At 73.1% G+C, this 25,316-nt stretch carries 21 protein-coding genes; 13 read left to right on the top strand and 8 right to left on the bottom strand.

Annotation, left to right across the window (positions count from 1 at the left end; all coding sequences use genetic code 11):
- Positions 1–167: 167 nt before the first annotated feature.
- The 5 genes from ABZV00_RS36070 to ABZV00_RS36050 all read left to right on the top strand — a co-directional run bounded on the left by ABZV00_RS36070 (position 168) and on the right by ABZV00_RS36050 (position 9,858).
- Complete coding sequence (locus ABZV00_RS36070) at positions 168–3,983, top strand: ATP-dependent DNA helicase (protein WP_355614599.1); 3,816 nt, start codon at positions 168–170, stop codon at positions 3,981–3,983.
- A gap of 93 nt (positions 3,984–4,076) precedes the next feature.
- Positions 4,077–7,445: an ATP-dependent DNA helicase gene (locus ABZV00_RS36065; RefSeq protein WP_355614596.1), complete on the top strand. Its 3,369-nt coding sequence runs from the start codon at positions 4,077–4,079 to the stop codon at positions 7,443–7,445.
- Between the two features lie 226 nt (positions 7,446–7,671).
- Complete coding sequence (locus tag ABZV00_RS36060) at positions 7,672–7,875, top strand: cold-shock protein (RefSeq protein WP_101369720.1); 204 nt, start codon at positions 7,672–7,674, stop codon at positions 7,873–7,875.
- 222 nt (positions 7,876–8,097) lie between these two features.
- The gene (locus ABZV00_RS36055) at positions 8,098–9,423 is read left to right on the top strand and encodes a DEAD/DEAH box helicase (RefSeq protein ID WP_355614593.1); all 1,326 of its coding nucleotides are present in this window, start codon (positions 8,098–8,100) and stop codon (positions 9,421–9,423) included.
- Positions 9,424–9,657: 234 nt separating this feature from the next.
- Entirely contained in the window at positions 9,658–9,858 is a 201-nt protein-coding gene (locus ABZV00_RS36050; RefSeq protein WP_121652693.1) for a hypothetical protein, read from the top strand.
- Between the two features lie 104 nt (positions 9,859–9,962).
- On the opposite strand, the gene ABZV00_RS36045 is transcribed toward ABZV00_RS36050, so the two are convergent.
- From ABZV00_RS36045 to ABZV00_RS36030, 4 genes are read right to left on the bottom strand one after another with little or no spacing between them, the layout of a single operon-like run.
- A complete protein-coding gene (locus tag ABZV00_RS36045; RefSeq protein WP_355614590.1) occupies positions 9,963–10,442 on the bottom strand; it encodes an Rrf2 family transcriptional regulator in 480 nt (159 codons plus the stop codon).
- Position 10,443: 1 nt separating this feature from the next.
- Positions 10,444–11,328, bottom strand: coding sequence for an ABC transporter permease (locus ABZV00_RS36040; RefSeq protein ID WP_355614587.1), 885 nt, complete (start codon positions 11,326–11,328; stop codon positions 10,444–10,446).
- On the bottom strand, positions 11,318–12,097 hold the full coding sequence (locus tag ABZV00_RS36035; RefSeq protein ID WP_328420111.1) for an ABC transporter ATP-binding protein: 780 nt from the start codon (positions 12,095–12,097) through the stop codon (positions 11,318–11,320). Before ABZV00_RS36035 ends, ABZV00_RS36040 begins: the two co-directional genes overlap by 11 nt.
- A complete protein-coding gene (locus tag ABZV00_RS36030; protein ID WP_355614584.1) occupies positions 12,094–13,158 on the bottom strand; it encodes an ABC transporter substrate-binding protein in 1,065 nt (354 codons plus the stop codon). Before ABZV00_RS36030 ends, ABZV00_RS36035 begins: the two co-directional genes overlap by 4 nt.
- Positions 13,159–13,332: 174 nt before the next feature.
- On the opposite strand from ABZV00_RS36030, the gene ABZV00_RS36025 reads away from it, so the two are divergent.
- From ABZV00_RS36025 to nudC, 4 genes are read left to right on the top strand one after another with little or no spacing between them, the layout of a single operon-like run.
- Positions 13,333–14,448, top strand: coding sequence for an LLM class flavin-dependent oxidoreductase (locus tag ABZV00_RS36025; protein ID WP_355614581.1), 1,116 nt, complete (start codon positions 13,333–13,335; stop codon positions 14,446–14,448).
- A gap of 10 nt (positions 14,449–14,458) precedes the next feature.
- On the top strand, positions 14,459–15,769 hold the full coding sequence (locus tag ABZV00_RS36020; protein WP_355614578.1) for a pitrilysin family protein: 1,311 nt from the start codon (positions 14,459–14,461) through the stop codon (positions 15,767–15,769).
- A gap of 55 nt (positions 15,770–15,824) precedes the next feature.
- The gene (locus tag ABZV00_RS36015) at positions 15,825–17,168 is read left to right on the top strand and encodes a pitrilysin family protein (RefSeq protein WP_355614576.1); all 1,344 of its coding nucleotides are present in this window, start codon (positions 15,825–15,827) and stop codon (positions 17,166–17,168) included.
- A gap of 34 nt (positions 17,169–17,202) precedes the next feature.
- Positions 17,203–18,162 carry an NAD(+) diphosphatase gene (gene nudC / locus ABZV00_RS36010; protein ID WP_355614573.1) on the top strand — a complete coding sequence of 320 codons (960 nt, stop codon included), beginning with the start codon at positions 17,203–17,205 and terminating at the stop codon, positions 18,160–18,162.
- Between the two features lie 126 nt (positions 18,163–18,288).
- On the opposite strand, the gene ABZV00_RS36005 is transcribed toward nudC, so the two are convergent.
- The 3 genes from ABZV00_RS36005 to ABZV00_RS35995 form a co-directional block, all read right to left on the bottom strand.
- On the bottom strand, positions 18,289–18,564 hold the full coding sequence (locus ABZV00_RS36005) for a hypothetical protein (RefSeq protein WP_328426087.1): 276 nt from the start codon (positions 18,562–18,564) through the stop codon (positions 18,289–18,291).
- A 213-nt stretch (positions 18,565–18,777) separates the two neighbouring features.
- Positions 18,778–19,017, bottom strand: a complete 240-nt coding sequence (locus ABZV00_RS36000; protein WP_328420100.1) for a DUF397 domain-containing protein — start codon at positions 19,015–19,017, stop codon at positions 18,778–18,780.
- Between the two features lie 74 nt (positions 19,018–19,091).
- Complete coding sequence (locus tag ABZV00_RS35995; protein WP_328420099.1) at positions 19,092–20,072, bottom strand: helix-turn-helix transcriptional regulator; 981 nt, start codon at positions 20,070–20,072, stop codon at positions 19,092–19,094.
- A 169-nt stretch (positions 20,073–20,241) separates the two neighbouring features.
- Here ABZV00_RS35995 and ABZV00_RS35990 point away from each other — a divergent pair, with 169 nt between their 5' ends.
- Positions 20,242–21,534 carry an MFS transporter gene (locus tag ABZV00_RS35990; protein WP_355614568.1) on the top strand — a complete coding sequence of 431 codons (1,293 nt, stop codon included), beginning with the start codon at positions 20,242–20,244 and terminating at the stop codon, positions 21,532–21,534.
- A 65-nt stretch (positions 21,535–21,599) separates the two neighbouring features.
- On the opposite strand, the gene ABZV00_RS35985 is transcribed toward ABZV00_RS35990, so the two are convergent.
- Complete coding sequence (locus ABZV00_RS35985; RefSeq protein ID WP_328420097.1) at positions 21,600–21,842, bottom strand: mycoredoxin; 243 nt, start codon at positions 21,840–21,842, stop codon at positions 21,600–21,602.
- A 93-nt stretch (positions 21,843–21,935) separates the two neighbouring features.
- On the opposite strand from ABZV00_RS35985, the gene ABZV00_RS35980 reads away from it, so the two are divergent.
- The 3 genes from ABZV00_RS35980 (at position 21,936) to ABZV00_RS35970 (ending at position 24,972) form a co-directional block, all read left to right on the top strand.
- Positions 21,936–24,101, top strand: a complete 2,166-nt coding sequence (locus tag ABZV00_RS35980; RefSeq protein ID WP_355614564.1) for an ATP-dependent DNA helicase UvrD2 — start codon at positions 21,936–21,938, stop codon at positions 24,099–24,101.
- A gap of 124 nt (positions 24,102–24,225) precedes the next feature.
- Positions 24,226–24,474: a hypothetical protein gene (locus ABZV00_RS35975; RefSeq protein ID WP_328420095.1), complete on the top strand. Its 249-nt coding sequence runs from the start codon at positions 24,226–24,228 to the stop codon at positions 24,472–24,474.
- Between the two features lie 132 nt (positions 24,475–24,606).
- Positions 24,607–24,972 carry a WhiB family transcriptional regulator gene (locus ABZV00_RS35970; RefSeq protein ID WP_328420094.1) on the top strand — a complete coding sequence of 122 codons (366 nt, stop codon included), beginning with the start codon at positions 24,607–24,609 and terminating at the stop codon, positions 24,970–24,972.
- Positions 24,973–25,316: the final 344 nt, after the last annotated feature.

Below are 25,316 nucleotides of genomic sequence, written 5' to 3'. Positions count from 1 at the left end.
ATCATGAAGTTAGCGGCGCCGCTGTCGGCGTGTCGCGCCGCTAACTTCATGATCGACGGAGCTGGATGGGGTGGGGTGGGGCCGGGGGGTGGGGAGGGCCGGGGGGACGGGGTGGGGCCGGGAGGTGGGGTGGGGTTGGTGTCGTATGGGCGTGATGGGATGAGCTGATGCAGGCGTACCGGTTGGTGCGGCGGTCTGGGGGGCCGGCGCGGGGGGACGGGAGCGTGCCTGGCGGCAGCACCGTGGCCGCCGGTGGCACCGTGCTCTCCGACGACAACACCGCGCTCTCCGACGACAGCTCCGTGCTTTCTGACGACAACACCACGGCGGGTGGTGGCGTCGTCGGCAGCGGGGTGGCAGACCGGGGCGACGGGGCCGGGTCGGTGGACGGTTCGCCGGGCCGGCGGGTCGACCCGGTGCAGGCAGAGGTGGTCGCGCACACCGACGGACCGATGCTGGTGCTCGGCGGGCCGGGCACCGGCAAGACCGGCACCCTGGTCGAGGCGGTCGCCGCCCGGGTGGCCGAGGGGGTCGACCCTGAGCGCATCCTGGTGCTGACCTTCGGCCGCCGAGCGGCCACCGCCCTGCGCCAGCGGATCGAGGCCCGGGTGGCCGAGGACGGCCACCGGGTGCTGCGCGAGCCGTTGGTGCGCACCTTCCCGGCGTACGCCTTCGGGCTGCTCCGCCGGGCCGCCGCCGAGCGTGGCGAGCCGTCGCCCCGCCTGCTCACCGGCCCCGAGCAGGATCTGATCATCCGCGAGCTGCTGGATGTGGTGGGCGAGGAGCCCGAGGACGACCCGGTCGGCTGGCCGACCGATCTGCGCCCCGCCCTGCGGACCCGAGCCTTCGCCGGCCAACTCCGCGACCTGCTCATGCGCGCCGCCGAGCGCGGCGTGGGCCCGGTCGACCTGGCCCGGCTGGGCGAGAAGCTAGGCCGCGCCGACTGGCCGGCGGCCGCCCGGTTCCTGCGGGAGTACGTGGCGGTGCTCGCGCTGCGCGACGTCAGCAACCGAGGCTCGATCGCGTACGACCCCGCCGAGCTGGTCCGGGCCGCCACCGGGCTGCTGCGCGACGACGAGGAACTGCTGGCCGCCGAGCGCCGCCGGCTCGCCCATGTGTACGTCGACGAGCTGGCCGACACCGATCCCGCCCAGCTCGAGCTGCTCTCGGTGATCGCTGGCGGGGGTAAGCCGCTGGTCGCCTTCGCCGATCCGGACTCCTCCACGTACGCCTTCCGGGGCGCCGACCCGGCCGGGGTGACCACCTTCCCGCACCGATTCCGGACCGCCTCCGGCGCGCCGGCAGCGCAGGTGCTGCTGACCACCTCCTACCGGGCCGGGCCGGGCCTGCTCGCCGCGATCGCCCGGCTGGGCCGCCGGCTGCGGGGTCCGGCCGCGCACCGCCGTCTGCACCCGCTGCCGGACGCCCCGGCCGGCGTGGTCGAGGTGCACACATTCCGCTCGGCGACCAGCGAGGCCGCCTGGCTGGCCCATGCGCTGCGCTCCGCCCACCTGCTCGACGGCGTGCCCTGGTCACGGATGGCGGTGCTGGTTCGGTCGACCGCGTTGCAGCTACCCACTTTGCAACGGGCGCTGCACGCGGCCGGCGTACCGACCACGGTGCACGGCGAGGATCTGCCGCTGCACCTGCAACCGGCGGTGGCTCCGCTGCTGCTCCTGCTGCGCTGCGCGCTGGAGCCGGACCGCCTGGACGAGGAGGCGGCGGTCGCGCTGCTGCACTCGCCGCTGGGCGGGGCCGACCCGCTGGCCGAGCGGCGACTGCGGCAGGGCCTGCGTGCGCTGGCGCTGGCCGGCGGGGACCGCCGCCCGTCCGGGGAGCTGATCGTCGAGGCGTTGCGTGACCCGGCCGAGCTGGCCGGCATCGACCGGCGGTGGGCGGAGCCGGCGCAGGCGGTGGCCGGGCTGCTGGCCACCGCCCGGGACATCGCCGCCCGTCCGGGCGCGACCGCCGAGGACGTGCTCTGGGCCGTCTGGCAGGCCAGCGGTCTGGCCGAACGCTGGGCCGGCGCGATCGGCCAGGGGCGGCCGGAGGCGGGTGAGGGAGATCTGGCCCGACGGCGACGGGCCGAGGCGGCCGACCGCGACCTGGACGCGGTGCTGGTGCTCTTCGACGCGGCGGCCCGGTTCACCGACCGGCTCCCCGGTGCCCGCACCGAGGTCTTCCTCGACCACGTGCTCGGCCAGGACCTGCCGGCGGACACCATCGCCCCGACCGCCGACCGGGGCGCGGCGGTCCGACTGCTCACCGCGCACGCCGCGAAGGGCCTGGAGTGGGACCTGGTCGCGGTGGTCGGAGTGCAGGAGGGCATCTGGCCGGACCTGCGGCTGCGCGGCAGCCTGCTCGGCTCGGAGCGGCTGGTCGACGTGCTGGCGGGTCGGTCCTTCGGCGGTGCCACCGCAGCGAACGTGGTGGGTCAGACCTCGGCGTTGCTCGACGAGGAACGCCGCCTCTTCCACGTGGCCGTCAGCCGCGCCCGACACCGGCTGCTGGTCAGCGCCGTGGCCTCGGCCGCGGTCGGCGGCGACGACCACGAGGAGCAGCCGAGCCGTTTCCTCTACGAGCTGGGCCCCATCGCGCCGCCCACCCCACCGGGGGGCACCGGGCCGGTCGACCCGTCCACACCGCCCGGTCCCCGCACCGGCCCGCCGACCAGCGATCCCGCCGGCGGCGGCAGCCCGAGCGCCGCGCCTACCGGCGGCGGCAGCCCGAGCGCCGCGCCTACCGGCGGCGGCAGTCCGAGCGCCGTGCTCACCGACGGCGGTAGCCCGCGCACCGCGCTCACCGACGGCGGCGCCCCGATTACCCCACGCGCCAGCGGCGGCGCTCCGAGCATTCCACTCACCGACGGCGGCGCTCCGAGCACCGCGCCTACCGGCGGCGGTGCGGTCGAGGGCGGCGGTGCGACTCACGGCGACGGCGAGCCGGACCGGCCCGGGGCACTGCCGGTCACCCGGCCGCCTCGGGCGCTCACCCTGCCGGCGCTGGTGGCCGAGCTGCGTACCGCGATCACCGACCCGGCCGCACCGGCGGCCCGGCGGCGCGCCGCGGCGACCGAGCTGGCACGGCTCGCCGCCGCTGGCGTGCCCGGCGCGCACCCCGACGACTGGTGGGGGCTGCGGGCGCTCTCCGACGACCGGCCGTTGGTGGATGACGGCGAGCCGGTACGGGTCACTCCGTCTGCGATGGAGAGCGCACTGCGGTGCAGCCTGCGCTGGCTGCTGGAACGGCACGGCGGCAGCGGCCCGACCAGCACCGCGCAGGGGGTGGGCAATCTGGTGCACGCCGCCGCGATGCTCGCCGAGGACGCCAGCGCCGACCGAGGTGCCCTGCTTGACTACGTGGCCGCCCGGTTCGACGCGATCGAGTTGGCCGCCCGGTGGATGGCCGGCCCGGAGCGGGAGCGCGCCGAGGCGATGGTCGACAAGCTGCTGCGCTGGCTGGCGACCAACCCGCGCCGGCTGCTCGCCATCGAGCATGAGTTCGCGGTCCGCCTGGACGACCCGCAGCGGCCGGTCGACCTGACCGGTCGGGTCGATCGGCTGGAGGTCGACGAGGACGGTCGGCTGGTGGTGATCGACCTGAAGACCGGCAAGTCCACCGCGGTCACCGGCACCGACCTGGCGGAGCACCCGCAGCTGGGCGCATACCAGGCGGCGGTGGAGGCGGGGGCGTTCGCCGAGTTCGGCGACGAGTCCGGGGGTGCTGCGCTGGTGCAGCTCGGCACCTCCGCCAAGGACGCCAGGGAGCAGAACCAGCCGGCGGTCGGCGAGGGGCCGGCGGCCGGCTGGGCGACCGCGCTGGTCCGGCGGACCGCCGATACGATGGCAGCCGCCACGTTCGCCGCGGTGGCCAACTCGAAGTGCCGGGTCTGCCCGGTGCGCACCAGCTGCCCGGTCTCCGGGCAGGGGCGCCAGGTCGTCGAACCGCCGACCACCCGGAGCATCCGTGAAGGCGAGGAGTGAGCGTGCGATTCCCGCAGTCACGAACGATGTCGCCGTGAGCGCGAGGAGCGAGCCGGTCCTGCGAGCCCCGCAGTCGCGAGCTGAGGCGGGACGGTGACCCAGCCCACCCTGTTCGGCGCCGGCCCCGCGCCGGCGCCTCGACTCGCCGATTCCGGCCCCCGGTACACCCCGGTGGAGCTGGCCAAGCTGCTGCGGCTGCCGGCGCCCACCCGGGAGCAGGCCGCGATCATCGCCGCCCCGGTGGAGCCGCTGCTGGTGGTCGCCGGGGCCGGGTCCGGCAAGACCGAGACGATGGCCGCGCGGGTGGTCTGGCTGGTGGCCAACTCGTACGTGCGCCCGGAGCAGATCCTCGGGTTGACCTTCACCCGTAAGGCGGCCGGTGAGCTGGCCCACCGGGTACGGACCCGGCTCGACCAGCTGATCCGCCGGGTCGGCCGGCAGGGCCGGGACCCGCTGGACGATCCGCTGGCCGGCGAGCCCACCGTCTCCACGTACCACTCGTACGCCGGGCGGATCGTCACCGAGCACGGGCTGCGGGCCGGCTACGAGCCGTCCACCCGGCTGCTCACCGAGGCGTCCCGCTGGCAGTTGGTCGACCTGCTGGTGCGCAACTACGACGGCGACATGTCCGAGGTGGACCGGATGCCGAGCACCATCACCGACGCGGTGCTGGCGCTCGCCGGGGAGCTGGACGAGCACCTGGTCGCCCCGGACCAGTTGGCGGCCTGGACCGGGCGGTTCTTCGCCGAGGTGCAGTCCCGGCCGGGTCGGGTCTACGCCGACGTGCGCAAGGCGCTCGCCCTCCAGCAGACCCGGCTGCGCCTGCTGCCGCTGGTGCGGGCGTACGCCCGGCGCAAGGAGGACTTCGAGGCGATGGACTTCGCCGACCAGCTCGCCCGGGCGGCCCGGGTGGCCCGGGACCACCCGGGGGTCGGCGAGATCGAGCGGGACCGCTTCCGGGTGGTGCTGCTCGACGAGTACCAGGACACGAGCCACGCCCAGGTGGTGCTGCTCAACGCCCTGTTCGGCGGCGGGCACCCGGTGACGGCGGTGGGGGACCCGTGCCAGTCGATCTACGGCTGGCGGGGGGCCAGCGCCGGAACGTTGGACCGGTTCCCGACCGAGTTCGCCCGGGCCGACGGTCAGCCGGCCGCAGCGCTCGGGCTCACCACCAGTTGGCGCAACCGCCCGGAGATCCTCCGGGTGGCGAACGCGCTGTCCACACCGCTGCGCGCGGCCGGTGCCCGGGTGCCGGAGCTGCGCTCCGCGCTGACGGTCCGGGATCCGATCCCGCACCGCAGCCCCGGTGGGGCCGCGGGTGGCACGGTGCACTGCGCACTGCTGCCCACGTACGCCGATGAGGCGGACTGGATCGCCGACAGCGTGCTCGCGGCGTGGCGTGGCGCGGCCCGGATGCCGGGCGCGGCGCCCGAGCACATCCCGGTGGCGCAGCGCCCGACCACCGCCGTCCTGGTCCGGGTCCGCAGTCAGATCCCGGCGATCGAGTCGGCGCTGCGCGAGCGCGGTCTTCCGGTCGAGGTGGTCGGGCTGGGTGGCCTGCTGGACACCCCCGAGGTCCGCGACGTGGTGTGCACGCTGCGGGTGCTGGCCGACCCGACCGACGGTGCCGCCCTGCTGCGGCTGCTCACCGGTGCCCGCTGGCGGATCGGGCCGCGCGACCTGGTGGCCCTGCACCGGCGGGCCCGGGCCATCGCCAACGCCCGGCGGCGGTTGGCCGCCGACGACACCTCGGAGATCAGTCCCGACCTGCTGGACGAGGCGACCCTGGTGGAGGCGCTGGCCGACCTCGGCCCGGCGCAGGCGTACTCCGCGGAGGGTTTCGCGCGGTTGCGCGCGTACGGCCGGGAGCTGGCGCTGCTGCGCTACCGCCTGGACCAGGCACTGCCGGACCTGATCGCGGACATCGAGCGGACCATCGGCCTGGACGTGGAGGTCGCGGTGCGGGCCGGCCGGGACGGCGCTGGCGACGCCGGCCTGGCCCGGGGGCACCTGGATGCCCTCGGCGACGTGGCGGCCCGGTTCAGCGGGGAGACCCCCGGCGCGACCCTCGCCGGCTTCCTGTCCTACCTGGCCGCCGCCGAGGACGAGGAGCGCGGCCTCGCCCCCGGCGAGGTCGAGGTGGTGGAGGGCGCAGTGCAGGTGGTCACCGCCCACGCCGCCAAGGGGCTGGAGTGGGACGTGGTGGCGGTGGCGGGGCTGAGCCGTGGGCTGTGGCCCGGGCCGGTGCGCAACTCCGACCACTGGCTGGGCGGGCTGGGCGTGCTGCCGTTCCCGCTGCGCGGTGACGTCGACGGGTTGCCCGAGCTGGCGCTCGACGAGGCGGCGGACCAGCGGGCGGTCGCTCGGGCGGTGACCGACTTCACCGACGCCTGGCGGGCTCACGACGAGCGGGAGGAGCGCCGGCTGACGTACGTGGCGGTGACCCGGCCGCGCCGGCTGCTGCTCTGCTCGGCTTACTGGTGGGGGGAGGGGACCAAGCGGCCGCGTGGCCCGTCGGTCTTCCTGCGCGAGGTGTACGACGCCTGCCTGGACGGCGGCCCGGGGCACCTGGTCGACGCGTGGGCGCCGGAACCGACCCCGGATGCGACGAACCCGACCGCCGAGGTGGTGCTCCGCGCGGAGTGGCCGGCCGACCCGCTGGGTGGCCGTCGGCCGGCGCTGGCCGAGGCTGCCGGGCTGGTCCGCCGTCTGATGAGCGATGGACCGGCGGAGTTGGTGGTCGCCGGCGGGTCGGAGGTGGATCCCGAGGTGGTGCGCTGGCAGCGCGAGGCGGACCTGCTGCTGGCCGAGCGGGCCGAGTTGACCCGGCTCTCCGGCGCGGTCGAGGTGGCACTGCCCGGCCAGCTGAGCGTCACCCAGCTGGTCGCGTTGCGCCGCGACCCGGCGGCGCTGGCCCGGACGCTGCGCCGCCCGGTGCCCACCGAACCCAACCCGTACGCCCGCCGCGGCACGGCCTTCCACGCCTGGCTGGAGCAGCGCTTCGGCGCCGACCGGCTGCTCGACCTGGACGAGCTGCCCGGCGCGGCCGACGCGGATGCCGCGCCGGACGAGGCGCTCGTCGAGCTTCAGGAGCGCTTCCTGGCCAGCGAGTGGGCCGACCGGGCACCGGTGGAGGTGGAGGTGCCGTTCGCCACGGTGATCGCCGGAGTGGTGGTCCGGGGGCGGATGGATGCTGTCTTCGCTCGGCCGGGCGGCCGGTTCGACGTGGTCGACTGGAAGACCGGTGCGCAGCCCTCCGGTCCGGCGGCGGAGGTTGCCGCGGTGCAGTTGGCCGTCTACCGGCTGGCCTGGGCGGAGCTGGCCGGGGTGCCGGTCGACCGGGTGGGCGCGGCGTTCCATTACGTCCGGGACGGGGCGACGGTGCGCCCCGCCGACCTGCTGGACGTGACCGGGCTCACGGCCCTGATTGCCAAGTTGCCCGAAGATTCCGCCCGACATTGACCATGGCGGGAAAATCCGTGGTAGGTTGAACGGGTTGCAGTTTTGGTTACCAGAGACTCTGTGTGCGCCTGGCGGGATTGTGGCCCCAGGCGCTCTTTGTTGTGTCCGGAGTTCTCCGGGCGGGGCGACCAGAAGCGACAGGCGATTCGCGCATTCCCGCGCGGAGCGCTCCTCTTCGGGCTCGCAACAAGTGCGAGTCCGACGTTCCGTCAAGGAGACGAAACACATGGCTATTGGCACCGTGAAGTGGTTCAACGCTGACAAGGGCTTCGGCTTCATCACCCCGGACGGCGGCGGCGCTGACGTCTTCGCCCACTTCTCGGCGATCCAGTCCTCCGGCTACCGGAGCCTGGACGAGAACCAGCGGGTCGAGTTCGAGGTGACCCAGGGCCAGAAGGGCCCGCAGGCGGAGAACATCCGCCCGATCTGATCTTCGGATCGGTCGGCATTACCTGTCGCGCCCTCCGGGCGCGGCGGTGACGGGACCGGCCCGCTCCGCCGTCGACCTGCGTAAGCAGGCGGCGGCCCGGCGGCGGGCCGGCCCGTACCCCCTTCGGTTCGTGCTTGTGAGTCCTGGCGGCTTTTTCCGCTGGCGACAGCGCCGTCTTCGGCGCCCTCCCTCGACACGTGCCGCGTCGAGGAAGGCTTTTGCGTGACCACTGTTATTCCTTCGTTCGCCCATACCGGTCTGGCACCCGCGCTGCTCAGCGCGCTGACCGCGCAGGGCATCACGGAGCCGTTCCCGATCCAGTCGGCCACGCTGCCCGACTCGCTCGCCGGCCGGGATGTGCTCGGCCGGGGTCGCACCGGCTCCGGCAAGACCCTCGCCTTCGGGCTTCCGCTGCTCTCCCGCACCGCCGGCCACCGGGCCCGCCCGGGCCGCCCGCTGGCCCTGGTGCTGGTGCCGACCCGCGAGTTGGCCCAGCAGGTCACCACGGCGCTGGCCCCGTACGCCCGCGCCGTCGGGCTGCGCTGCGTCACCGTCGTCGGCGGGCTGTCGTTGCAGCGTCAGGCGGACGCCCTGCGCGCCGGCGCCGAGGTGGTCGTGGCGACCCCCGGCCGGCTGCACGACCTGATCAACCGTGGCGACGCCCGGCTCGACCAGGTAGAGATCACCGTGCTGGACGAGGCCGACCAGATGGCCGACATGGGCTTCCTGCCGCAGGTCACCAAGCTGCTGGAGCAGGTCGCGCCGCAGGGGCAGCGGATGCTCTTCTCGGCCACCCTGGATGGCGGCGTTGACCGGTTGGTCCGCCGCTTCCTGAGCAGCCCGGTGACCCACTCGGTCGACCCGGGCACCGCCACGGTCACCGCGATGACCCACCACGTGCTGCACGTCGACGCGGTGGACAAGCCCGACGCGCTGACCCGGATCGCCGCCCGTGAGGGCCGCACCATCCTGTTCATGGGTACGAAGCACCGCGCCGACCGGCTCGCCCGCCAGTTGCTCTCCAAGGGGGTACGCGCGGCCGCGCTGCACGGCGGCAAGTCCCAGCCGCAGCGCACCCGCATCCTGGAGCAGTTCCGCAACGGCCAGGTGACCGCCCTGGTCGCCACGGACGTGGCGGCCCGGGGCATCCACGTCGACGGCCTGGACATGGTTGTCAACGTGGACCCGCCGACCGAGGCGAAGGACTACCTGCACCGGGGCGGTCGGACCGCTCGGGCCGGAGAGTCCGGCAGCGTGGTCACCCTGGTCCTGCCGGAGCAGCGCCGGGACGTGTCCCGCCTGATGGCAGTCGCCGGCATCCGGCCCGAGTCGGTCCAGGTGCGCCCGGGTGACGAGGCGCTGGCCCGGGTGACCGGTGCCCGCGAGCCTTCCGGCGTGCCGGTGACCATCGTCGCCGCCCCGCAGGCTGCCGCTGGTCGGGGACGTACCGCCGGTGGGTCCGGCGGCTCGGTCGCCGACGGTGCCGGCCGCTCGGCGCACCGTGCGTCGGGTCGGTCCCGCCGCCCGCGTCGCCCCCGCACCGTCTGATCCGTACGCCCGACCGACCCGCCCCGCTTCGGCTGGGCGGGTCGGTCCGTTTGTGGCGCAGTGGTGGCGGGGTGGCCGCACCTTCGGCCCGCCCGCCGTGCCGCCTGTTCCGCTCGGCTGAGTCGGTAATCAGCCTCAGTTGGGTCGGCTGGCTGACTGCGTCGGGGGCGTCGGTGGTCGAAGCTGACCGGCGGGGGAAAGTCGGGCGGGGGGCCCGGCACGGGAGGGGTGACCATGGCGGGCGAAGCCGGCTCGGGGGCGCTGCGCGAACTGATCCTGGTGGTCGCGGTCGCGCTCGCCGGGCTGTTGCTCGCCATGGTTGCGGCCTTCGCACCCTGGCATGCCACCCCGGCGGGTAACGCTCCCGCCGGTCTGGTGGAGCTGCACAGCCCCGGTGACCCGGGCTCCGGCCCGACGGTCGCACACGTGGGCTGAGCAGCGGCCGGCCCGACCGGTGCCGGCGGAGGGGCAGGCCCGGTCCGGATCGGTACGAGGTGTGGTCGGGTCGGCGGGGCACCGGCCCGACCACACCGCCCTGATCAGGAGGCTGTGGGGGCGCGGTCCGTCGAGTGATGGGTGAGCAGGTCGGCGAGGGTGGTGCTGTCGACCACGGTGGCGATCGCCCCGTGCACCGCCAGCCAGACGTCGGTCAGGCCGGCGGCCACCCCGTGATATCCGGCCCGCTCGGCGGGCAGTCCGCGGACCGTGGTCAGCGAGCCGCCGACCGCTCGGAGTACGTCCCCGACGGTGATCTCATCGGCCGGGCGGGTCAGCGCGTACCCGCCGTCGCTGCCGCGATGGCTGAGCAGCAGGCCGGCTCGGCGCAGGTCGAGCAGGATGCCCTGGAGGAAGCTGAGCGGTATTCCCTGCACCTCGGCCAGACTGGCCGCCTTCACCAGCTCGCCGCCACCGCCACCGTCACCCTCTCCGCCACCGCCCTCTCCGTCGCCGCCGACACTGGCGGCGGCGACGGCGAGCATCGCCCGGAGCGCGTAGTCGCTGCGCGCGGAGACGTACACGTCACTGACCAGCCTGGTCCAGCACGCCCCAGCGGCGTCGGATCGCTCGGTCCGCCGCACCGAACGCGGCGTCCACGACCAGGCCGAGCACCAGGATGACGATCATGGTGGAGAGCAGCCAGGGCGCGTCGGACAGCTCGCGGGAGTAGGTGAGCTGAGCGCCGAGCGAGGTTTGCGAGATGCCGACCACGAGCAGCTCGCCGGCCATCAGGCTGCGCCAGGAGAACGCCCAGCCCTGTTTGAGCCCGGCGACGATCGCCGGCAGCGCGGCCGGTGCGATCACGTACCGGTAGAGGTTGAGCCCGCGCGCGCCCAGGTTGCGACCCGCGCGCAGCAGCAGCGGCGGTACGTAGTCCACACCGGAGATCACCCCGTTGGCGATGGACGGTGCCGCACCGAGCACCACCACGAAGAAGATCGCCTTCTCGCTCAGCTCGAACAGCAGGATGGCCAGCGGGAACCAGGCGATCGACGGCATGGTCTGCAACGCGGTGATCATCGAGCCGATGGCGGCCCGGAGCACCGTGGACCGGGCCACCGCCAGGCCCAGCAGCAGACCGACCGCGACCGAGAAGAGGTACCCGACGGCGGCCCGGCGCAGCGTGGTGAGCAGGCCCTCCCAGAGCTGTGGGCCCTGGGCCTGGGCCAGCAGCTCGCGGCCGACGACCAGCGGCCCCGGCAGCGAGTACGGCGGCTTCCAGCCCGACCAGACCACCAACTGCCAGGCCGCGATGACGATGGCCAGCGCGGCCAGCTTGGGCCAGGTGGCCGCCCAGAGCCGGGTGGCCCGGGACGTCTCCTTGTCCCGGCCGGCGATCTCCAGCGCGTCGAGGCCGGATATCTGCGCGTCGGTGCGCGCCGTGTTGGTGAGGGTGTCATTGGCCATGGCGGCCCACCTCCGTACGGAGCCGCTCGGTGACCTCGGCGGCGATGGCGGCGACGTCGGGGGAGTCGATCCGACGTGGACGCGGAATGTCCACCTCGGTGGAGTAGATGATCCGGCCGGGGCGGCTGGAGAGCAGGATGATCCGGTCGGCCAGCCGGGCGGCCTCCCGGACGTTGTGCGTCACGAAGAGCACCGAGAGCTTGCGCTCGGACCAGATCCGTTCGAGTTCGTCGTGCAGGATGTCCCGGGTCATCGCGTCCAGCGCGCCGAACGGCTCGTCCATCAGCAGCACCGGGGTGTCCAGGGCCAGCGTGCGGGCCAGTGCGACCCGCTGCCGCATCCCGCCGGACAGCTCGTGCGGGCGCTTGCGACCGAAGTCGGACAGGTGCACCGTCCGCAGCAGTTCGGCCACCCGCTCACGGCGCTCGGCTCGGGGCAGCCCACGCAGCTTGAGCGGCACCTCCACGTTGGCCTCGACGGTCAGCCAGGGGAAGAGCGCCGGCTCCTGGAACATCAGCCCCGGGTTGGCGTCACCGGCCAGCCCGATCTGCCCGCCGCTGGGCCGGTCCAGCCCGGCGACCAGGTTGAGCAGGGTGCTCTTGCCGCAGCCGGAGGCGCCGACCAGACAGACGAACTCACCCGGCGCCACGTCCAGCGACACGCCGTCCAGGGCCAGTACGGCGTTCGCCCCACGTCCGTACACCTTGGTCACGCCCGAGAGCGCGACCGCGGTGGTCGCGCTCCCGGGCGTCGTCGTGGTCGACGTCATGGCTGGACGACCTCGGGCTTGCCCTGCGCCTTGAGCGCGTTGTTGAGGTACGTGAGGTCGTACAGGCCCTTGAGGTCCACCGGGTCGGTCAGCTTGACCTCGACGGCGTGGTCGAGCCCGGTCTTCAGGGAGGAGGAGATCGGGTCGTTGGTGAACTCCAACGTCGGCCACGCCTGCTTGATCAGCTTCAGGTCCAGCGGCTTGCCGGTGATCTTCCCGATCGCGTCGGAGATGGCCTGCTGGGCCTCGTCCGGCTTGCTGTTGACGAACTCGTTCGCGGCCACCTGGCCGTCGACCAGCTTCTGCACCACGTCCGGGTGCGCCTTGAGGAACTTGGTGCTGACCAGCAGGTTGGTGATGACGAACTTCCGGTCCGGCCACAGGTCGCGCTCGTCGACCAGCACCTTGCCGCCAGCGTTGATCAGCCGGGAGACGAAGGGCTCGGGGACCCAGGCGCCGTCGATCGCGCCGCTGTTGAACGTCTCCACCGTCTGGGCGTTCTCCTGCGGCACGATCTTGACGTCGCCGCCGCCCTCCTTGGTGGTGGTGAGCCCGTGCTCCTTGAGCCAGTAGCGGATCGCCACGTCCTGGGTGTTGCCCAGCTGCGGGGTGGCGACCTTCTTGCCCTTCAGGTCCTGGGGGCCGTTGATGCCGGGCTTGACCACCAGCGCCACGCCACCGGAGGCGGCGCCGGAGACGACCCGCACCGCCTCGCCCTTGGACTTGGAGAACGCGTTCACCGTCGGGTTCGGGCCGATGTAGGTGGCGTCCAGCGCCCCGGAGAAGACGGCCTCGATGGCGGCCGGGCCGGCGTTGAAGGTCTTCGGATCCAGCTTCACGTTGGCGCCGAGCTTCTCGGCGAAGATGCCCTTCTCGACGCCGACGACGGCCGGCGCGTGGGTGATGTTGGGGAAGTAGCCGAGTCGCAGCGTCACCGGGCCCGAGCTGCCGCCCGCGCCCTCGCTGTCGTCGCCGCACGCGGCGGTGGTGCCCAGGGTCGCCGCGCCGACCACGGCGAGGGTGGCCAGGGTGACCAACCGGCGCAGGGGGAGCCGTCTCATCGTCCATCCAATCCGCAGTATTCCTACTTAGTTGGTAGGAAGAGTGGGCCAGGCCGAGGTCAGCGTCAAGACCCATCCACATGCCGGGATGTCGGGTCTCAGATATGTCGGCATTTCCTACTGGCTTGCTAGGGTAAGTGCCACCTCGGCAACCGGTAGAGAGGCGACTCCGCGATGACCTTCCACTGGTTCCTGCCCACCTCCGGCGACGGCCATCAGGTCGGCGCCGCCACCGTCACGGCGGGTGCCGCCCGGCACGACCGGGCCGCCACCGTGGCGTACCTGGCCGAGGTCGGCCGGGCAGCCGAGGCGCACGGCTTCACCGCCGTGCTCACACCGGTCGGCGCCGGCTGCCCCGACCCGTGGATCGTCTGCGCGGCGGTCGCCCAGCACACCGAGCGGCTCGGCATGCTGGTCGCGGTCCGGGCCGGCTTCGCGCTGCCGACGCTGATCGCCCAGCAGGCCGAGGCGTTCCAGGCCGTCTCCGGTGGCCGGCTGTCACTCAACATCGTCACCGGCGGCGACCCCGCCGAACAGCGCGCGTACGGCGACTTCCTCGGGCACGACGACCGGTACGCGCGCACCGGCGAGTTCATCGAGGTGCTCCGCCGCGCCTGGGCCGGCCGGCCCTTCGACTACGACGGCGCGCACTACCGGGTCGACGGCGGCGGCCTGGCCAGCCCGCTGGCCGACCCGCCGCCGGTCTACTTCGGCGGTGCGTCCCCGGCCGCCGAGGCGGTGGCGGCCCGCCAGGCCGACGTGTACCTGATGTGGGGTGAGCCACCGGCGGCGATCGAGGCCCGGGCGACGCGGATCCGGGCACTGGCAGCCGAGCACGACCGCGTCCTGCGCACCGGGCTCCGGCTGCACGTCATCGCCCGGCCGACCAGCGCCGAAGCGTGGGCGGAGGCCGATCGGCTGCTGGCCGGGATGAGCCGCGAGAGGATCGCCGCCGCCCAGGCCCGGTTCCGTCGCATGGACTCCGTCGGTCAGGCCCGGATGGCCGCGCTGAACGCCGGCCGCACCGACGGGCTCACCGTCGCACCGAACCTCTGGGCCGGGGTCGGCCTGGTCCGCGAGGGCGCCGGCACCGCGCTGGTCGGCAGCTACGCCGAGGTCGCGGCCCGGATCGATGAGTACGCCGCGCTCGGCGTCGACGAGTTCGTCCTCTCCGGCTGGCCGCACCGGGAGGAGGCCGAGCGGGTCGGCGCCGAGGTGCTGCCCCTGGTGGCCCACCCGGTGGCGGTTGCTCCGCGGAGGTCGCCGGTAGCGGAGGTGCTGACGCGCTAGGGTCGATCCCGTGGCGGCGCGGAGATCCAGAATTCCAGCGACGAAGTATCCGGTCGAGCGGTTCACCCTCGACAACGGCCTGCGGGTGGTGCTCACCCCCGATCGCAGTGCCCCGGTGATCGGGGTGGCGGTGGTCTACGACGTCGGCATCCGTTCCGAACCGGAGGGGCGTACCGGCTTCGCCCACCTCTTCGAGCACCTGATGTTCCAGGGTTCGGAGAACCTGGAGAAGCTGGCCCACTTCCGGCACGTGCAGGGTGCCGGTGGCACCTTCAACGGCTCCACCCACCTGGACTACACCGACTACTTCGAGACGCTGCCGAGCAACGCGCTGGAGCGCGCGCTGTTCCTGGAGGCGGACCGGATGCGCGGCCCCCGACTGACCGAGGAGAACCTGCGCAACCAGGTCGACGTGGTCAAGGAGGAGATCCGGGTCAACGTGCTCAACCGGCCGTACGGTGGCTTCCCCTGGCTGACCCTGCCGCCGGTCATGTTCGACACCTTCCCCAACGCGCACGACGGCTACGGGTCCTTCGTCGACCTGGAGTCGGCGACCGTCGCCGACGCCGCCGACTTCTTCCGCCGCTACTACGCCAGCGGCAACGCGGTGCTCGCGGTCAGCGGCGACATCGACGTGGCCGAGGCGACCGAGCTGGTCACCCGGCACTTCGGCGACGTGCCGGCCCGTCCGGCTCCGCAGCGGCCCGACTTCACCGAGCCCGACCTGACCACCGAGCGGCGCACCTCGTACACCGACAAGCTGGCGCCGTTGCCGGCGGTGGCCGGCGCCTGGCGGGTGCCCGACCCGATCAGCGACTTCGCCGGCTACCTGCCGTACGTGGTGCTGGCCGAGGTGCTCACCGACGGCGACGCGTCGCGGCTGGTCGAGCGGTTGGTCCAGCGCGACCGCACGGTGACCAGCCTCGGTGGCTACCTCGGCTTCATGGGCGACCCGTTCGACGTGCGCGACCCGACGGCGCTGCTGCTCCAGGCGCACCTGCCGCCGGGCGGCGACGTGGACAAGGTGCTGCGCACCATGGACGAGGAGCTGGAGCGGCTGGCCACCGACGGGCTGACCGAGGGCGAGCTGGCCCGGACCCAGGCCCGGATGGCGACCCACCTGCTGCGGGACACCGACGCGGTGCTCGGCCGAGCGCTGCGGATGGCCGTCCTGGAACAGCAACGCGGCGAACCGGGTCTGCTCAACGACCTGCCCCGGCTGGTCGGCGAGGTCACCGAGGAGCAGGTCCGGACCGCTGCGGCCACCCTGCGCCCGGAGCGCCGCGCCGCCGTCGAGGTCATCGCCGGAGGTGCTCGGTGAGCGCGAGGAGTGAGCCGGTTTTGCGAGCCCCGCAGTCGCGATCGAAGGTGACTCAGTGACCACCACCGCTCCCGCCGGGCCGCGTACGCTGCCGCCGCTCGGCCCCACCCGCAAGCTCAAGGTGCCCAAGCAGGCCGAACGCACGCTGAGCAACGGCCTCACCGTGATCGCGGTACGCCGGCCCGCCGTGCCCCTGGTCGAGCTGCGGCTGTGGGTGCCGTTCGGTCGGGCCCACCTGGCCCGCGGCGCGATGCTCTCGCAGACCATGCTCTCCGGCACCGAGTCGATGACCAGCGTGCAGATCGCCGCCGAGCTGCAGAAGGTGGGCGGTGGGCTCTCCGCAGGCGTCGATCCGGACCGGCTGATGCTGTCCGGCGCCGGCCTGGTCACCGGCCTGGACCGGATGCTGGAGCTGTTGGCCGAGGTGCTGACCGGTGCCAGCTACCCGAGCGAAGAGGTGGCCACCGAGCGGGACCGTCTGGTCGACCGGATTCAGGTGGCGCAGAGCCAACCGGCGTTCCTGGCCCGGGAGGCGCTGCTGAAGCGGATCTACGGCCGGCACCCGTACGCCACGCAGACCCCGGAGCCCGGTCAGATCCGCGCCGTCCGGCCGGCTGCGCTGCGCAGCCTGCACTCCGAGCGGGTCCACCCGGCCGGCGCGCAACTGGTGGTGGTCGGCGACGTGCAGCCGGAGAAGGCCCTGGACGCGGCCGAGCGGGCGCTCGGCGGCTGGGCCGGCGCCGGGCGCACCGCCGAGCTGCCGCCCACCCCGCCGCTGGAGCCGGGGCCGCTGCTGCTGGTGGACCGGCCCGGCTCGGTGCAGTCCTCGCTGCGGATCGCGCTGCCGGCCGTGTCGCGCACCCATCCCGACCACGCCCCGCTGCAACTGGCCAACCTGGTCTTCGGTGGCTACTTCTCCTCCCGCTGGGTGGAGAACATCCGTGAGGACAAGGGCTACACGTACGGGCCGCACTCGGTGATCGAGCACTCGGTGGCCGGGTCGGTGCTGGTCGCCGCCGCCGAGGTGGCCACCGAGGTCACCGGCCCGGCGTTGCTGGAGACGACGTACGAGCTGGGCCGGCTGGCGTCGTTGCCGCCGAAGCCCGAGGAGCTGGAGCAGGCGCGCCAGTACGCCCTCGGCACCCTCCAGCTCGGCATGTCCACCCAGGCCGGGCTGGCCGCGCTGACCAGCGCGTACGCCGGCAACGGGCTGCGTCTGGACTTTCTCGCCGAGTACGCGGCCCGGCTGGCGAAGGTGACCATCGACGACGTCGCCCGGGCGGCGGCCGACTACCTCGCGCCGGCCCGGGCTGCGGTCGTGGTGCTCGGCGACGCCGAGCGGGTCACCCCGGGGCTGGCCGCGCTGACCACGGTCCGGACCGAGCCGGTGCAGCAGTGAGCCGGGCGGCCGCGCCGGCTGAGGAGGGCGCGCCGTGAGTGGGGAGACGGAGCCACCGCTGGCCCGGTCCACGCTGGACCGGGCCGCCCACCGGCGGGGCGACTCGCTGTGGCTGACCGAGGCGTGGCTACGGGCCCGGGTGCTGCTGCTCGACTCGACCAACGAGGGGCGGACGCTGGCCCGTACCGACGGGCCGCCTCCGTCGCTGGTGCTGTTCGGGGCGGCCGATGTGCCGGTCGGGTCCGAGTCGGTGGCGATGTTCCTCGGTGTCGAGCCGGACGGGGTGCCGGTCTTCGCGGTCGACACGCCGCTGCCGGCGTTGCCGGGCACCCGGGCGGTCAACTTGCGCGAGGTGGGTCATCTGCTCGCCGACCGGGAGGCCGGCATCTTCACCACCGCGCTGGCGTTGGTCAACTGGCACACCCGGCACGGCTACTCGGCGGCCACCGGAGCGCCGACCGCGATGGACGAGGCCGGTTGGTCCCGGGTGGATCGCAACGGCGGGCGGGTCTGGCCGCGTACCGACCCGGCGATGATCGTGTTGGTGCACGACGGTGTCGACGGCCCGGACGGGCGCTGCCTGCTGGGCAACAACGCCGGCTGGCCGGGCACCCCGGGCGGTCGGCGCTACTCCTGCCTGGCCGGCTACGTCGAGCCGGGGGAGTCGGCGGAGGCTGCCGTGCTGCGCGAAGTCCGCGAGGAGGTGAGCATCGGGGTCGAGCGCATTCGGTACGTGGGTAGCCAGGCCTGGCCGTTCCCCGGCTCGCTGATGCTGGGCTTCCTGGCCACCGCCGACCCGGCCGACCCGGTGCGGGTCGACCCGTCCGAGATCGCGTACGCCCGGTGGTTCTCCCGTCGGGACATCGGGGCGGCGCTGGCCGGGCGGACCGTGGACGTGGGTGACGGGGCCCGGCTGATCCTGCCGCCGCCGTCGTCGATCGCGTTGTTCCTCATCCACCGTTGGCTGGACGGCTGGGTGGACGTCGACCAGTGAGCACGGTCCCGGCCCGTGGCCGCCGTTGCCGCGGCGGTCACGGGCCGGGAACACGGGCCGTCGTGGTCGGCTAGGGCGAGAAACGCGGCGGGGGAGCCGATCCGACCACGACGGACGTCTGGTTGGTCAGGTGCCGGTGCGACCCGGTCGGTGTCGGAAGGTGGGCCGGGGCTCGCCGAGGGGCAGGACCTTGACCCGTTGCTTGCCTGCGCGGACCGCGCCGACCGTGGCCAGGGCTCGGGCCAGCAGCAGCGCCGCGTCCAGATCGTCGGCGTGTACGGTCTGCCGGCGCGGCTCTGGGGTGGTCGTCTCGTCGCGGAGTCGGTGGCCGTCGGCCCAGGCGGCGGCGATGTCCCCGTCAGCGACGGCGCGGATGTCGGTGCGAACTATCAGGAACCGCATAAGGGTCTCCGGATGAACCGCGACGGATGAGCCAGAATGGAAGTTCCACGTACTCGACGGCCATGTTACGCCGCGTGTTCGTCTCGGCAACTGAAACGCACCTATTGGTCTCGAGCCTCGGCTGATCGGCGGATGGCTGGTCAGCGGGGTCGGCAGCCGGAAAAAGCGAAAGGGCCGCCGGCAGTGCGCCGACGGCCCCGTCCGATCACCGGATCAGTTCAGATCGAACTGGCCCTTCTTCGCTCCGGAGATGAAGCCGAGCCATCCCGCCCGGTTGAACAGCAGCACCGGGCCGCCCCGGTCCTTGCTGTCGCGCAGCGCGACAGCCGACGGGCCGGTGCCCAGCGGGGCGACCTCCACACAGTTGGAGGTCTGGCTACGGGTGCTGGTACGCCACGGGGCATCCGCCAGGTCGAAGGCGGGAACGGACGGTGTGTTGCGGATGTCGTTCATGGTTCCACTCCTGATGTGAACCGCTCCGATGGGACGAGTGGTGCCGCACGCCCCGACGGAGGGTCCCCCGTGGATCACCGTTCCGTCAGCCGCCCCGAAGCCCGGCGGCGTTGGGTCGGCGCCGTTGCCGGCCCGAACGCCACTGTGGATGGGGGCGCCGCCTCGGTCAGCCGTCCCGTCGCCTCGATCAGCCAGGAGAGGGTGTCCGACGCGTTCAGTGCCGCCGTGCATAGCCACTCGAACACCACTTTATAGCGATTTAGTGCGATTGCCTCGGTCGACATGACGTCGGTGAACCCCCCTTCGATGGCCAGCGTCTCCGGATCGAGCGGATCGGCGAACCGGTAGAGGGAGAACGCGGTCGGCGGAAGGTACCAATTACCGATCTGAGTGTCACGAAGCAACACGTGCAGCGTCACGTTGGGTAGCAGGGCCAGCTCGCAGAGTTGAAGTAGCTGCTCGTGCAGCACCTCGGGCGGCCCGGCCCGGCGGCCGAGGGCCGCCTCCTCCAACACCGCCGTGTAGCGCGGCGCGTCGGGCTCCCGGGTCAGCAGCGACTGGCGGGCCAGTCGCGCCTGCACCTCGGTCTCCGGCTCCTCGCCAGGCGTCGGCTCGCCGGCGCCCTCACCCACCTGACGGGCTGAGACGATCCGGACCTGGGCGTACCCGGGGGTCTGCAGTAGACCCGGCACCAGCACCGGGTTGTACTCGGAGATCTCGGCGCAGCCCGCCTCCAACTCGGCCCAGCTGCGCTGCTGCTGCGTCATCACCGGGAAGTTCTTCAACCAGCCCCGCATGTCACCGGCCTCGCCGGTGATCCCGAGCAGCTCCTCGTGCAGTGCCTCGTCGGCGCCGTAGAGGTCGAGCAGGTCGCCGACATCCTGTGGGTCCGGTCGGCTGCGGCCGTTTTCCAGACGGGACAGTTTGGATGCGGAGGCCCAGCCGATCCGCTCGATGACCTGATCGCCGGTGAGGCCCGCGGCCTCGCGCAGGCGGCGCAGCTCTACGCCCAACCGGCGACGACGCAGGATCGGGCTGGGTGCGGCAGGAGGCACAGTGTCCTCTTTCCCGTCGACCGCTGCAGACGCAACGGTAACTGTATGAGATTCGCCCCCCACGGTCAGTATGGACGGCGCGGCCGGCGTCGGACGTTCCGGCGGGGGCGTGTCTTGCAGAAAAAGACGACCACGCCTACCCGAGCACGCCATCCCGCCGGAGGGACCCATGCGCACCGTCCTGCGCCGACCCGACTTCCGCCTGCTCTTTGGCGGCCTGCTGGCCAGCATGACCGCCGAGTCGATCCTGCTGCTCGCACTGGCCATCTGGGTCAAGGACCTGACCGGATCCGACGGGCTCGCCGGCGCAACGATCTTCGCCGTCATCGCACCGATGACGCTGGCGCCGCTGGTCGGCTGGTTCGTCGACCGCTACCCGCGTCGGCCCTTCTTCGTGGCCGCGAACCTGGTCACCGCGGCGTTGCTCACCCCGTTGTTCACGGTCCGGGACGCGGGCGACGTCTGGCTCGTCTACCTGGTGGCGGCCCTGTACGGCCTGTCCCACATCACGCTCAGCGCGGCACTCAGCGGGCTGATCCGGCAGTTGGTGCCGGTGGAGTTGCTGGCCGAGGCGAACGGCGTGCTGCAGACCGTACGACAGGGGCTGCGGCTGATCGGCCCGCTGGCCGGCGCGGCGCTCTACGCGGCGATCGGCGGATGGGCGCTGGCCGGAATCGGCATGGTCGGCTTCCTGACCGCGGCGGCGGTGGTGACCGCGCTGCCCACCCCGCACCCGGCGCCGCCGACCGTGCGGCTGCGCTGGCCGGCCGAGCTGGGTGCCGGGCTGCGACACCTGGCCGGTGAGCCGGCCCTGCGCCGGGCACTGCTCGGCTACGGACTCGGGTCGCTCGTGATGGGCTTCAGCGAGTCGCTCATCTTCGCCTACGTCGACCAGGGGCTGAACCGGGACGCCGCGTTCGTGGGCGTGCTGGTCACCGTGCAGGGCGTGGGTGGGCTGCTCGGTGGGCTCTGCTCGCCGGCGCTGATTCGCCGGCTCGGCGAGGTCGGCACGTTGGCCACCGGCGTTGCCCTGTTCGGGCCGGCCGCGCTCGCGCTCGCGTACCCCGATCTCCGGCTCGGGTTCGCGGCGGTGCTGCTGGCCGGCGTCTCGCTCCCGCTGACCATGGTGGGCCTGCACACGCTGATCCAGCGACGTACCCCGCCGGGGCTGGTCGGCCGGGTGGCCGCGGCCACCGAGGCGGTGATCAGCGGGCCGCAGGCGTTCTCCATCGGCGCGGGCGCCCTGCTGGTCGGGTTCCTGGACTACCGGGCGCTGTTCGCGCTGATCGGGGTGGCCACCATGGCCGCTGGTGGCTACCTCTGGCGAGGCCGGCACCTGAGCGCGCCGCCCGGTGCCCGCCCGCCGACGCCGCCGAGCCGTCCGACGCTTCCGGCGCCCCGCCGCCCGGCCGAGGACGCCGAGCGGCAGGTGGCCGGCACCCACCGACCGCCGGGGCGGTGACGGATATCGGACACGACGAGCGGCCGCCCCAGAGGGCGGCCGCTCGTCGAGGGTGAGCCGACCGGTCAGGCGGTGAGGGCCGCCAGGTGCTGCTTGACCTGGTTGATCGAGGGGTTGGTCAGGGCGCTGCCGTCGGCGAAGCGCAGCGTCGGCACCGTCTGGTTGCCGCCGTTGACGCTCATCACGAAGTCCGCGGCCTTCGGGTCCTGCTCGATGTCGACCACCTCGTACCCGATGCCTTCCCGGTCGAGCTGCGACTTCAGCCGGTGGCAGTAGCCGCACCAGGGGGTGGAATACATCGTCAGCATCGTCGGATCCTCCAACTCCTTCGGCCGGCGGCTTGCGGATCAAGCCGAGGCTGTTCGCTGCAACGTCCGGGGTAGCTGAGATGATTCCTGGTTGTGGTGGTTCACTCAGCGTCGGAACGCGTGCTCGCCGGGCTGGACCCTGAGCAACGCTCCGCGGTGACCGCGCCCGCCGGGCCGGTCTGCATCCTGGCCGGCGCCGGCACCGGTAAGACCCGCGCGATCACCTCCCGGATCGCCCACCGGGCGCTCTCCGGCGAGATCTCCCCCCGGCACGTGCTCGCGGTCACCTTCACCGCCCGGGCCGCCGCCGAGCTGCGGAGTCGTCTCACGGTGCTCGGGGTGGGCGGTGTCCAGGCGCGCACGTTCCACGCCGCCGCACTGCGCCAGGTGCGCTACTTCGCCCCCCGGCTGCTGGCCGGCCGGGCCATGCCCGAGCTGCTGGACAGCAAGGTGCGCCTGGTCACCCTCGCCGCCGCCCGGGTCGGCCTGCGGACCGACCGGGCCGCCGCACGGGACCTGGCCGGCGAGATCGAGTGGGCCAAGTCGTCGCTGGTCGAGCCGGGGGAATACGTGGTGGCGGCGGCCCGGGCGCTGCGCGACACCCCGCATGAGCCGACGAAGGTGGCCGACGTGTTCACCGCGTACGAGCAGCTCAAGCGCTCCAACGGGGTGATCGACTTCGAGGACATGCTGCGCGCCGCCGTGTGGGGCATCGAGGAGCACCGGGACGTCGGCGAGCAGGTCCGCAGCCAGTACCGGCACTTCGTGGTCGACGAGTACCAGGACGTCAACCCGCTCCAGCAGCGGTTGCTGGACGCCTGGCTGGGCGGCCGGGACGACCTGACCGTGGTCGGCGACGCCAGCCAGACGATCTACTCGTTCACCGGGGCGACCTCCGGATACCTGGTCGACTTCCCGCGCCGGCATCGGGGAGCCACCGTGGTCCGGCTGGTCCGCGACTACCGCTCCACCCCGCAGGTGGTCGGCCTGGCCAACGCGGTGATCTCCCAGGCCCGGGGCACCGAGGCACGGCTGCGCCTGGAGTTGAGCGGGCAGCGCCCGGCCGGTCCCGAGCCGGACCTGCGGATCTTCACCGACGAGCCGGCCGAGGCGACCGCGGTGGCCACCCGCTGCCGGACGTTGATCGACTCGGGCACGCCGGCGAAGGAGATCGCCGTGCTGTTCCGGACCAACGCGCAGTCCGAGGCGTACGAGAAGGCGCTCACCGAGGCCGAGGTGCCGTACGTGGTGCAGGGCGCGGAGCGGTTCTTCGAACGGACCGAGGTACGCCAGGCGATGGTCGCGCTGCGCGCCGCCACCCGGTCGATCCCGGGGGAGACCCCGCTCCCGACCGCCGTCGTCGAGGCGCTCACCGCGGTCGGCTGGGCCCCGGACGCACCCCCGGCCGGCGGCGCCGCCCGCGAGCGGTGGGAGGCGCTGGCCGCGCTGGTCCAGCTGGCCGAGGAGTACGCGGCCACCCCCGAGGTGCTGCCGATCGGCGATGCGGCCTCGGTGGAGCGCGCGGTCACCCTGACCGACTTCACCGAGGAGCTGGCCCGCCGGGCCGCCCAGCAGCACGTGCCGACGGTGGACGGGGTGACGCTGGCTTCGCTGCACTCGGCCAAGGGGTTGGAGTGGGACGCAGTCTTCCTGGTCGGCCTCGCCGAGGGCACCCTGCCCACCACGTACGCCAAGACCGTCGAGCAGGTCGAGGAGGAGCGTCGGCTGCTCTACGTCGGGATCACCCGCGCCCGGCAGTGGCTCTGGTTGTCGTACGCCGCCGCACGCTCGCCGGGCGGACGGGCCCGGCGGCCGTCGCGGTTCCTCCCCCAACTGGACCGCTCCGGTGGGACCGAGCGGGCCGTCGCCAGCACCGGTCCGGCCCGCCGCCCCGAGCGGCGCCGGACCCAGATCGTCTCCTGCCGGATCTGTGGCGCCACCCTGCTCGCCGGCCCGGATCGGAAGCTGGGCCGCTGCCCCACCTGCCCGTCCGATATCGACGATGAGCTGCACGAACGGCTGCGCGAGTGGCGTCAGCGGGTGGCCGGGGCGCAGAAGGTGCCGGCGTACGTGATCTTCACGGACGCCACGCTGACCGCGCTGGCCGAGCGGAAGCCCGGCCGGCCGGAGGAGTTGATCGCCATCGCTGGTATCGGCCCCCGCAAGTTGGGCCTCTATGGGGAGTCGGTGCTGGCGCTGGTGGGGGGCGCGGGGGTGGACGATGTCTGCCCGGAGAAAACTTTCGAAATCTCGTCGTAAATTCGTTTGCCCTCGCCCCGGCGCGAGGAATAGCCTCAGAACACACCACGCGAGCGGCGCCATTCCGGCTGCTCACGGGGGGTTGGTCCAGTCGATCCGAGGAACGTTGAGGGAGGTGGCACCCGTGAAGATCTTCACCTATGAGCGTCTGGCGGCGATGCCAGCTGTCCACGCTCCGCTGTCGGCTGTCCGGGTGGCCCTTGTGGCTGCACGACCGTCGGTTCCGCAGGTGCACCAGGTTCAGGCCGAGCTGAACCTGACCGTTGCACCCACCGGAGTCGAGGGGACCAGTGGCTTCACGGGCATGGGCATTCAGGGCGCCAAGAAGCGCATGGATGTCCGCGGCGTTCCACCTCGAGGTAGACCGGTCTGACTATCAGACACCGGCTCACTTCGAGGCCGCGGAACCCGCATACCGGGATCCGCGGCCTCAGTTTTTTGCCCTGCCGAAGTACGTCGGAATGCGATCCACAAGATCGAAGTGTGAGAGAGAGGTGACCGGGCGATGAGTCTGGCGTTGGCCCCCCTCGACGTGAGCGTCGAGATGGAGGCGAACCTGCCCTGCCGGAAGTTCGACCCCGACCTGTGGTTCTCCGACTCGCCTGCCGAGCTCGAGCTGGCCAAGTCGCTCTGCGGGGACTGCCCGCTGCGCGTCGAGTGCCTGGCTGGAGCGGTGGAGCGAGCGGAGCCGTGGGGCGTCTGGGGCGGCGAGATCTTCGAGCGTGGCGCGGTCGTCCCGCGCAAGCGGCCCCGTGGCCGTCCGCGCAAGGAGGACGTCGCCCGTGACGCCGAGCTCCGGGTCGAGGCCGAGGCGCGCCTGGCGGCCAGTGGGCTGTCCGAGGTGCGTGGCGCGGTCCGGCTGGCAGCCTGACATGTTCCCGATCCGTCCCAACTACGCCGGTGTCACACCGGCAGCGAGTGAGAAAACGATGTTGCACGTACCGACTGGAGCCTTTGAGATGCAACTACTCCACGAAGCGTTGTCCCGGGCTCGAATGCGCCGGCCTCAGGCCGGTCGTACCACCACGAGCACTGAGGCAACCCGATCCGCCCGTACCGTCGCCATGAACAGCCGTAACCAGTCGGCGCGCGACCTGGGCGTTCTCTAGTACCACCCCACACAGAAGCAGCGGCTCACCCGGCTGGTGGACACCACCGGCGACGAGGTAACCGACCGCCTCGACACCGTCGCCACCTGGCCGTACGGCGGGAACT

The organism is Micromonospora sp. NPDC005173, from assembly GCF_040608515.1.
Classification (GTDB): Bacteria; Actinomycetota; Actinomycetes; order Mycobacteriales; family Micromonosporaceae; genus Micromonospora.
Note: the sequence above shows the minus strand (reverse complement) of the source record. Positions and strands in the feature narration are given on the sequence as shown.

Excerpts from the sequence above, each read along its gene's own strand:
- ABZV00_RS36040 (WP_355614587.1), bottom strand. The coding sequence starts at position 11,328 with ATGGCCAATGACACCCTCACCAACACGGCGCGCACCGACGCGCAGATA.
- ABZV00_RS36000 (WP_328420100.1), bottom strand. The coding sequence starts at position 19,017 with ATGAACGACATCCGCAACACACCGTCCGTTCCCGCCTTCGACCTGGCG.
- ABZV00_RS36030 (WP_355614584.1), bottom strand. The coding sequence starts at position 13,158 with ATGAGACGGCTCCCCCTGCGCCGGTTGGTCACCCTGGCCACCCTCGCC.
- ABZV00_RS35970 (WP_328420094.1), top strand. The coding sequence starts at position 24,607 with ATGAGTCTGGCGTTGGCCCCCCTCGACGTGAGCGTCGAGATGGAGGCG.
- ABZV00_RS36035 (WP_328420111.1), bottom strand. The coding sequence starts at position 12,097 with ATGACGTCGACCACGACGACGCCCGGGAGCGCGACCACCGCGGTCGCG.
- ABZV00_RS36005 (WP_328426087.1), bottom strand. The coding sequence starts at position 18,564 with ATGCGGTTCCTGATAGTTCGCACCGACATCCGCGCCGTCGCTGACGGG.
- ABZV00_RS36025 (WP_355614581.1), top strand. The coding sequence starts at position 13,333 with ATGACCTTCCACTGGTTCCTGCCCACCTCCGGCGACGGCCATCAGGTC.
- ABZV00_RS36060 (WP_101369720.1), top strand. The coding sequence starts at position 7,672 with ATGGCTATTGGCACCGTGAAGTGGTTCAACGCTGACAAGGGCTTCGGC.
- ABZV00_RS35985 (WP_328420097.1), bottom strand. The coding sequence starts at position 21,842 with ATGCTGACGATGTATTCCACCCCCTGGTGCGGCTACTGCCACCGGCTG.
- ABZV00_RS36050 (WP_121652693.1), top strand. The coding sequence starts at position 9,658 with ATGGCGGGCGAAGCCGGCTCGGGGGCGCTGCGCGAACTGATCCTGGTG.
- ABZV00_RS35990 (WP_355614568.1), top strand. The coding sequence starts at position 20,242 with ATGCGCACCGTCCTGCGCCGACCCGACTTCCGCCTGCTCTTTGGCGGC.
- ABZV00_RS36070 (WP_355614599.1), top strand. The coding sequence starts at position 168 with ATGCAGGCGTACCGGTTGGTGCGGCGGTCTGGGGGGCCGGCGCGGGGG.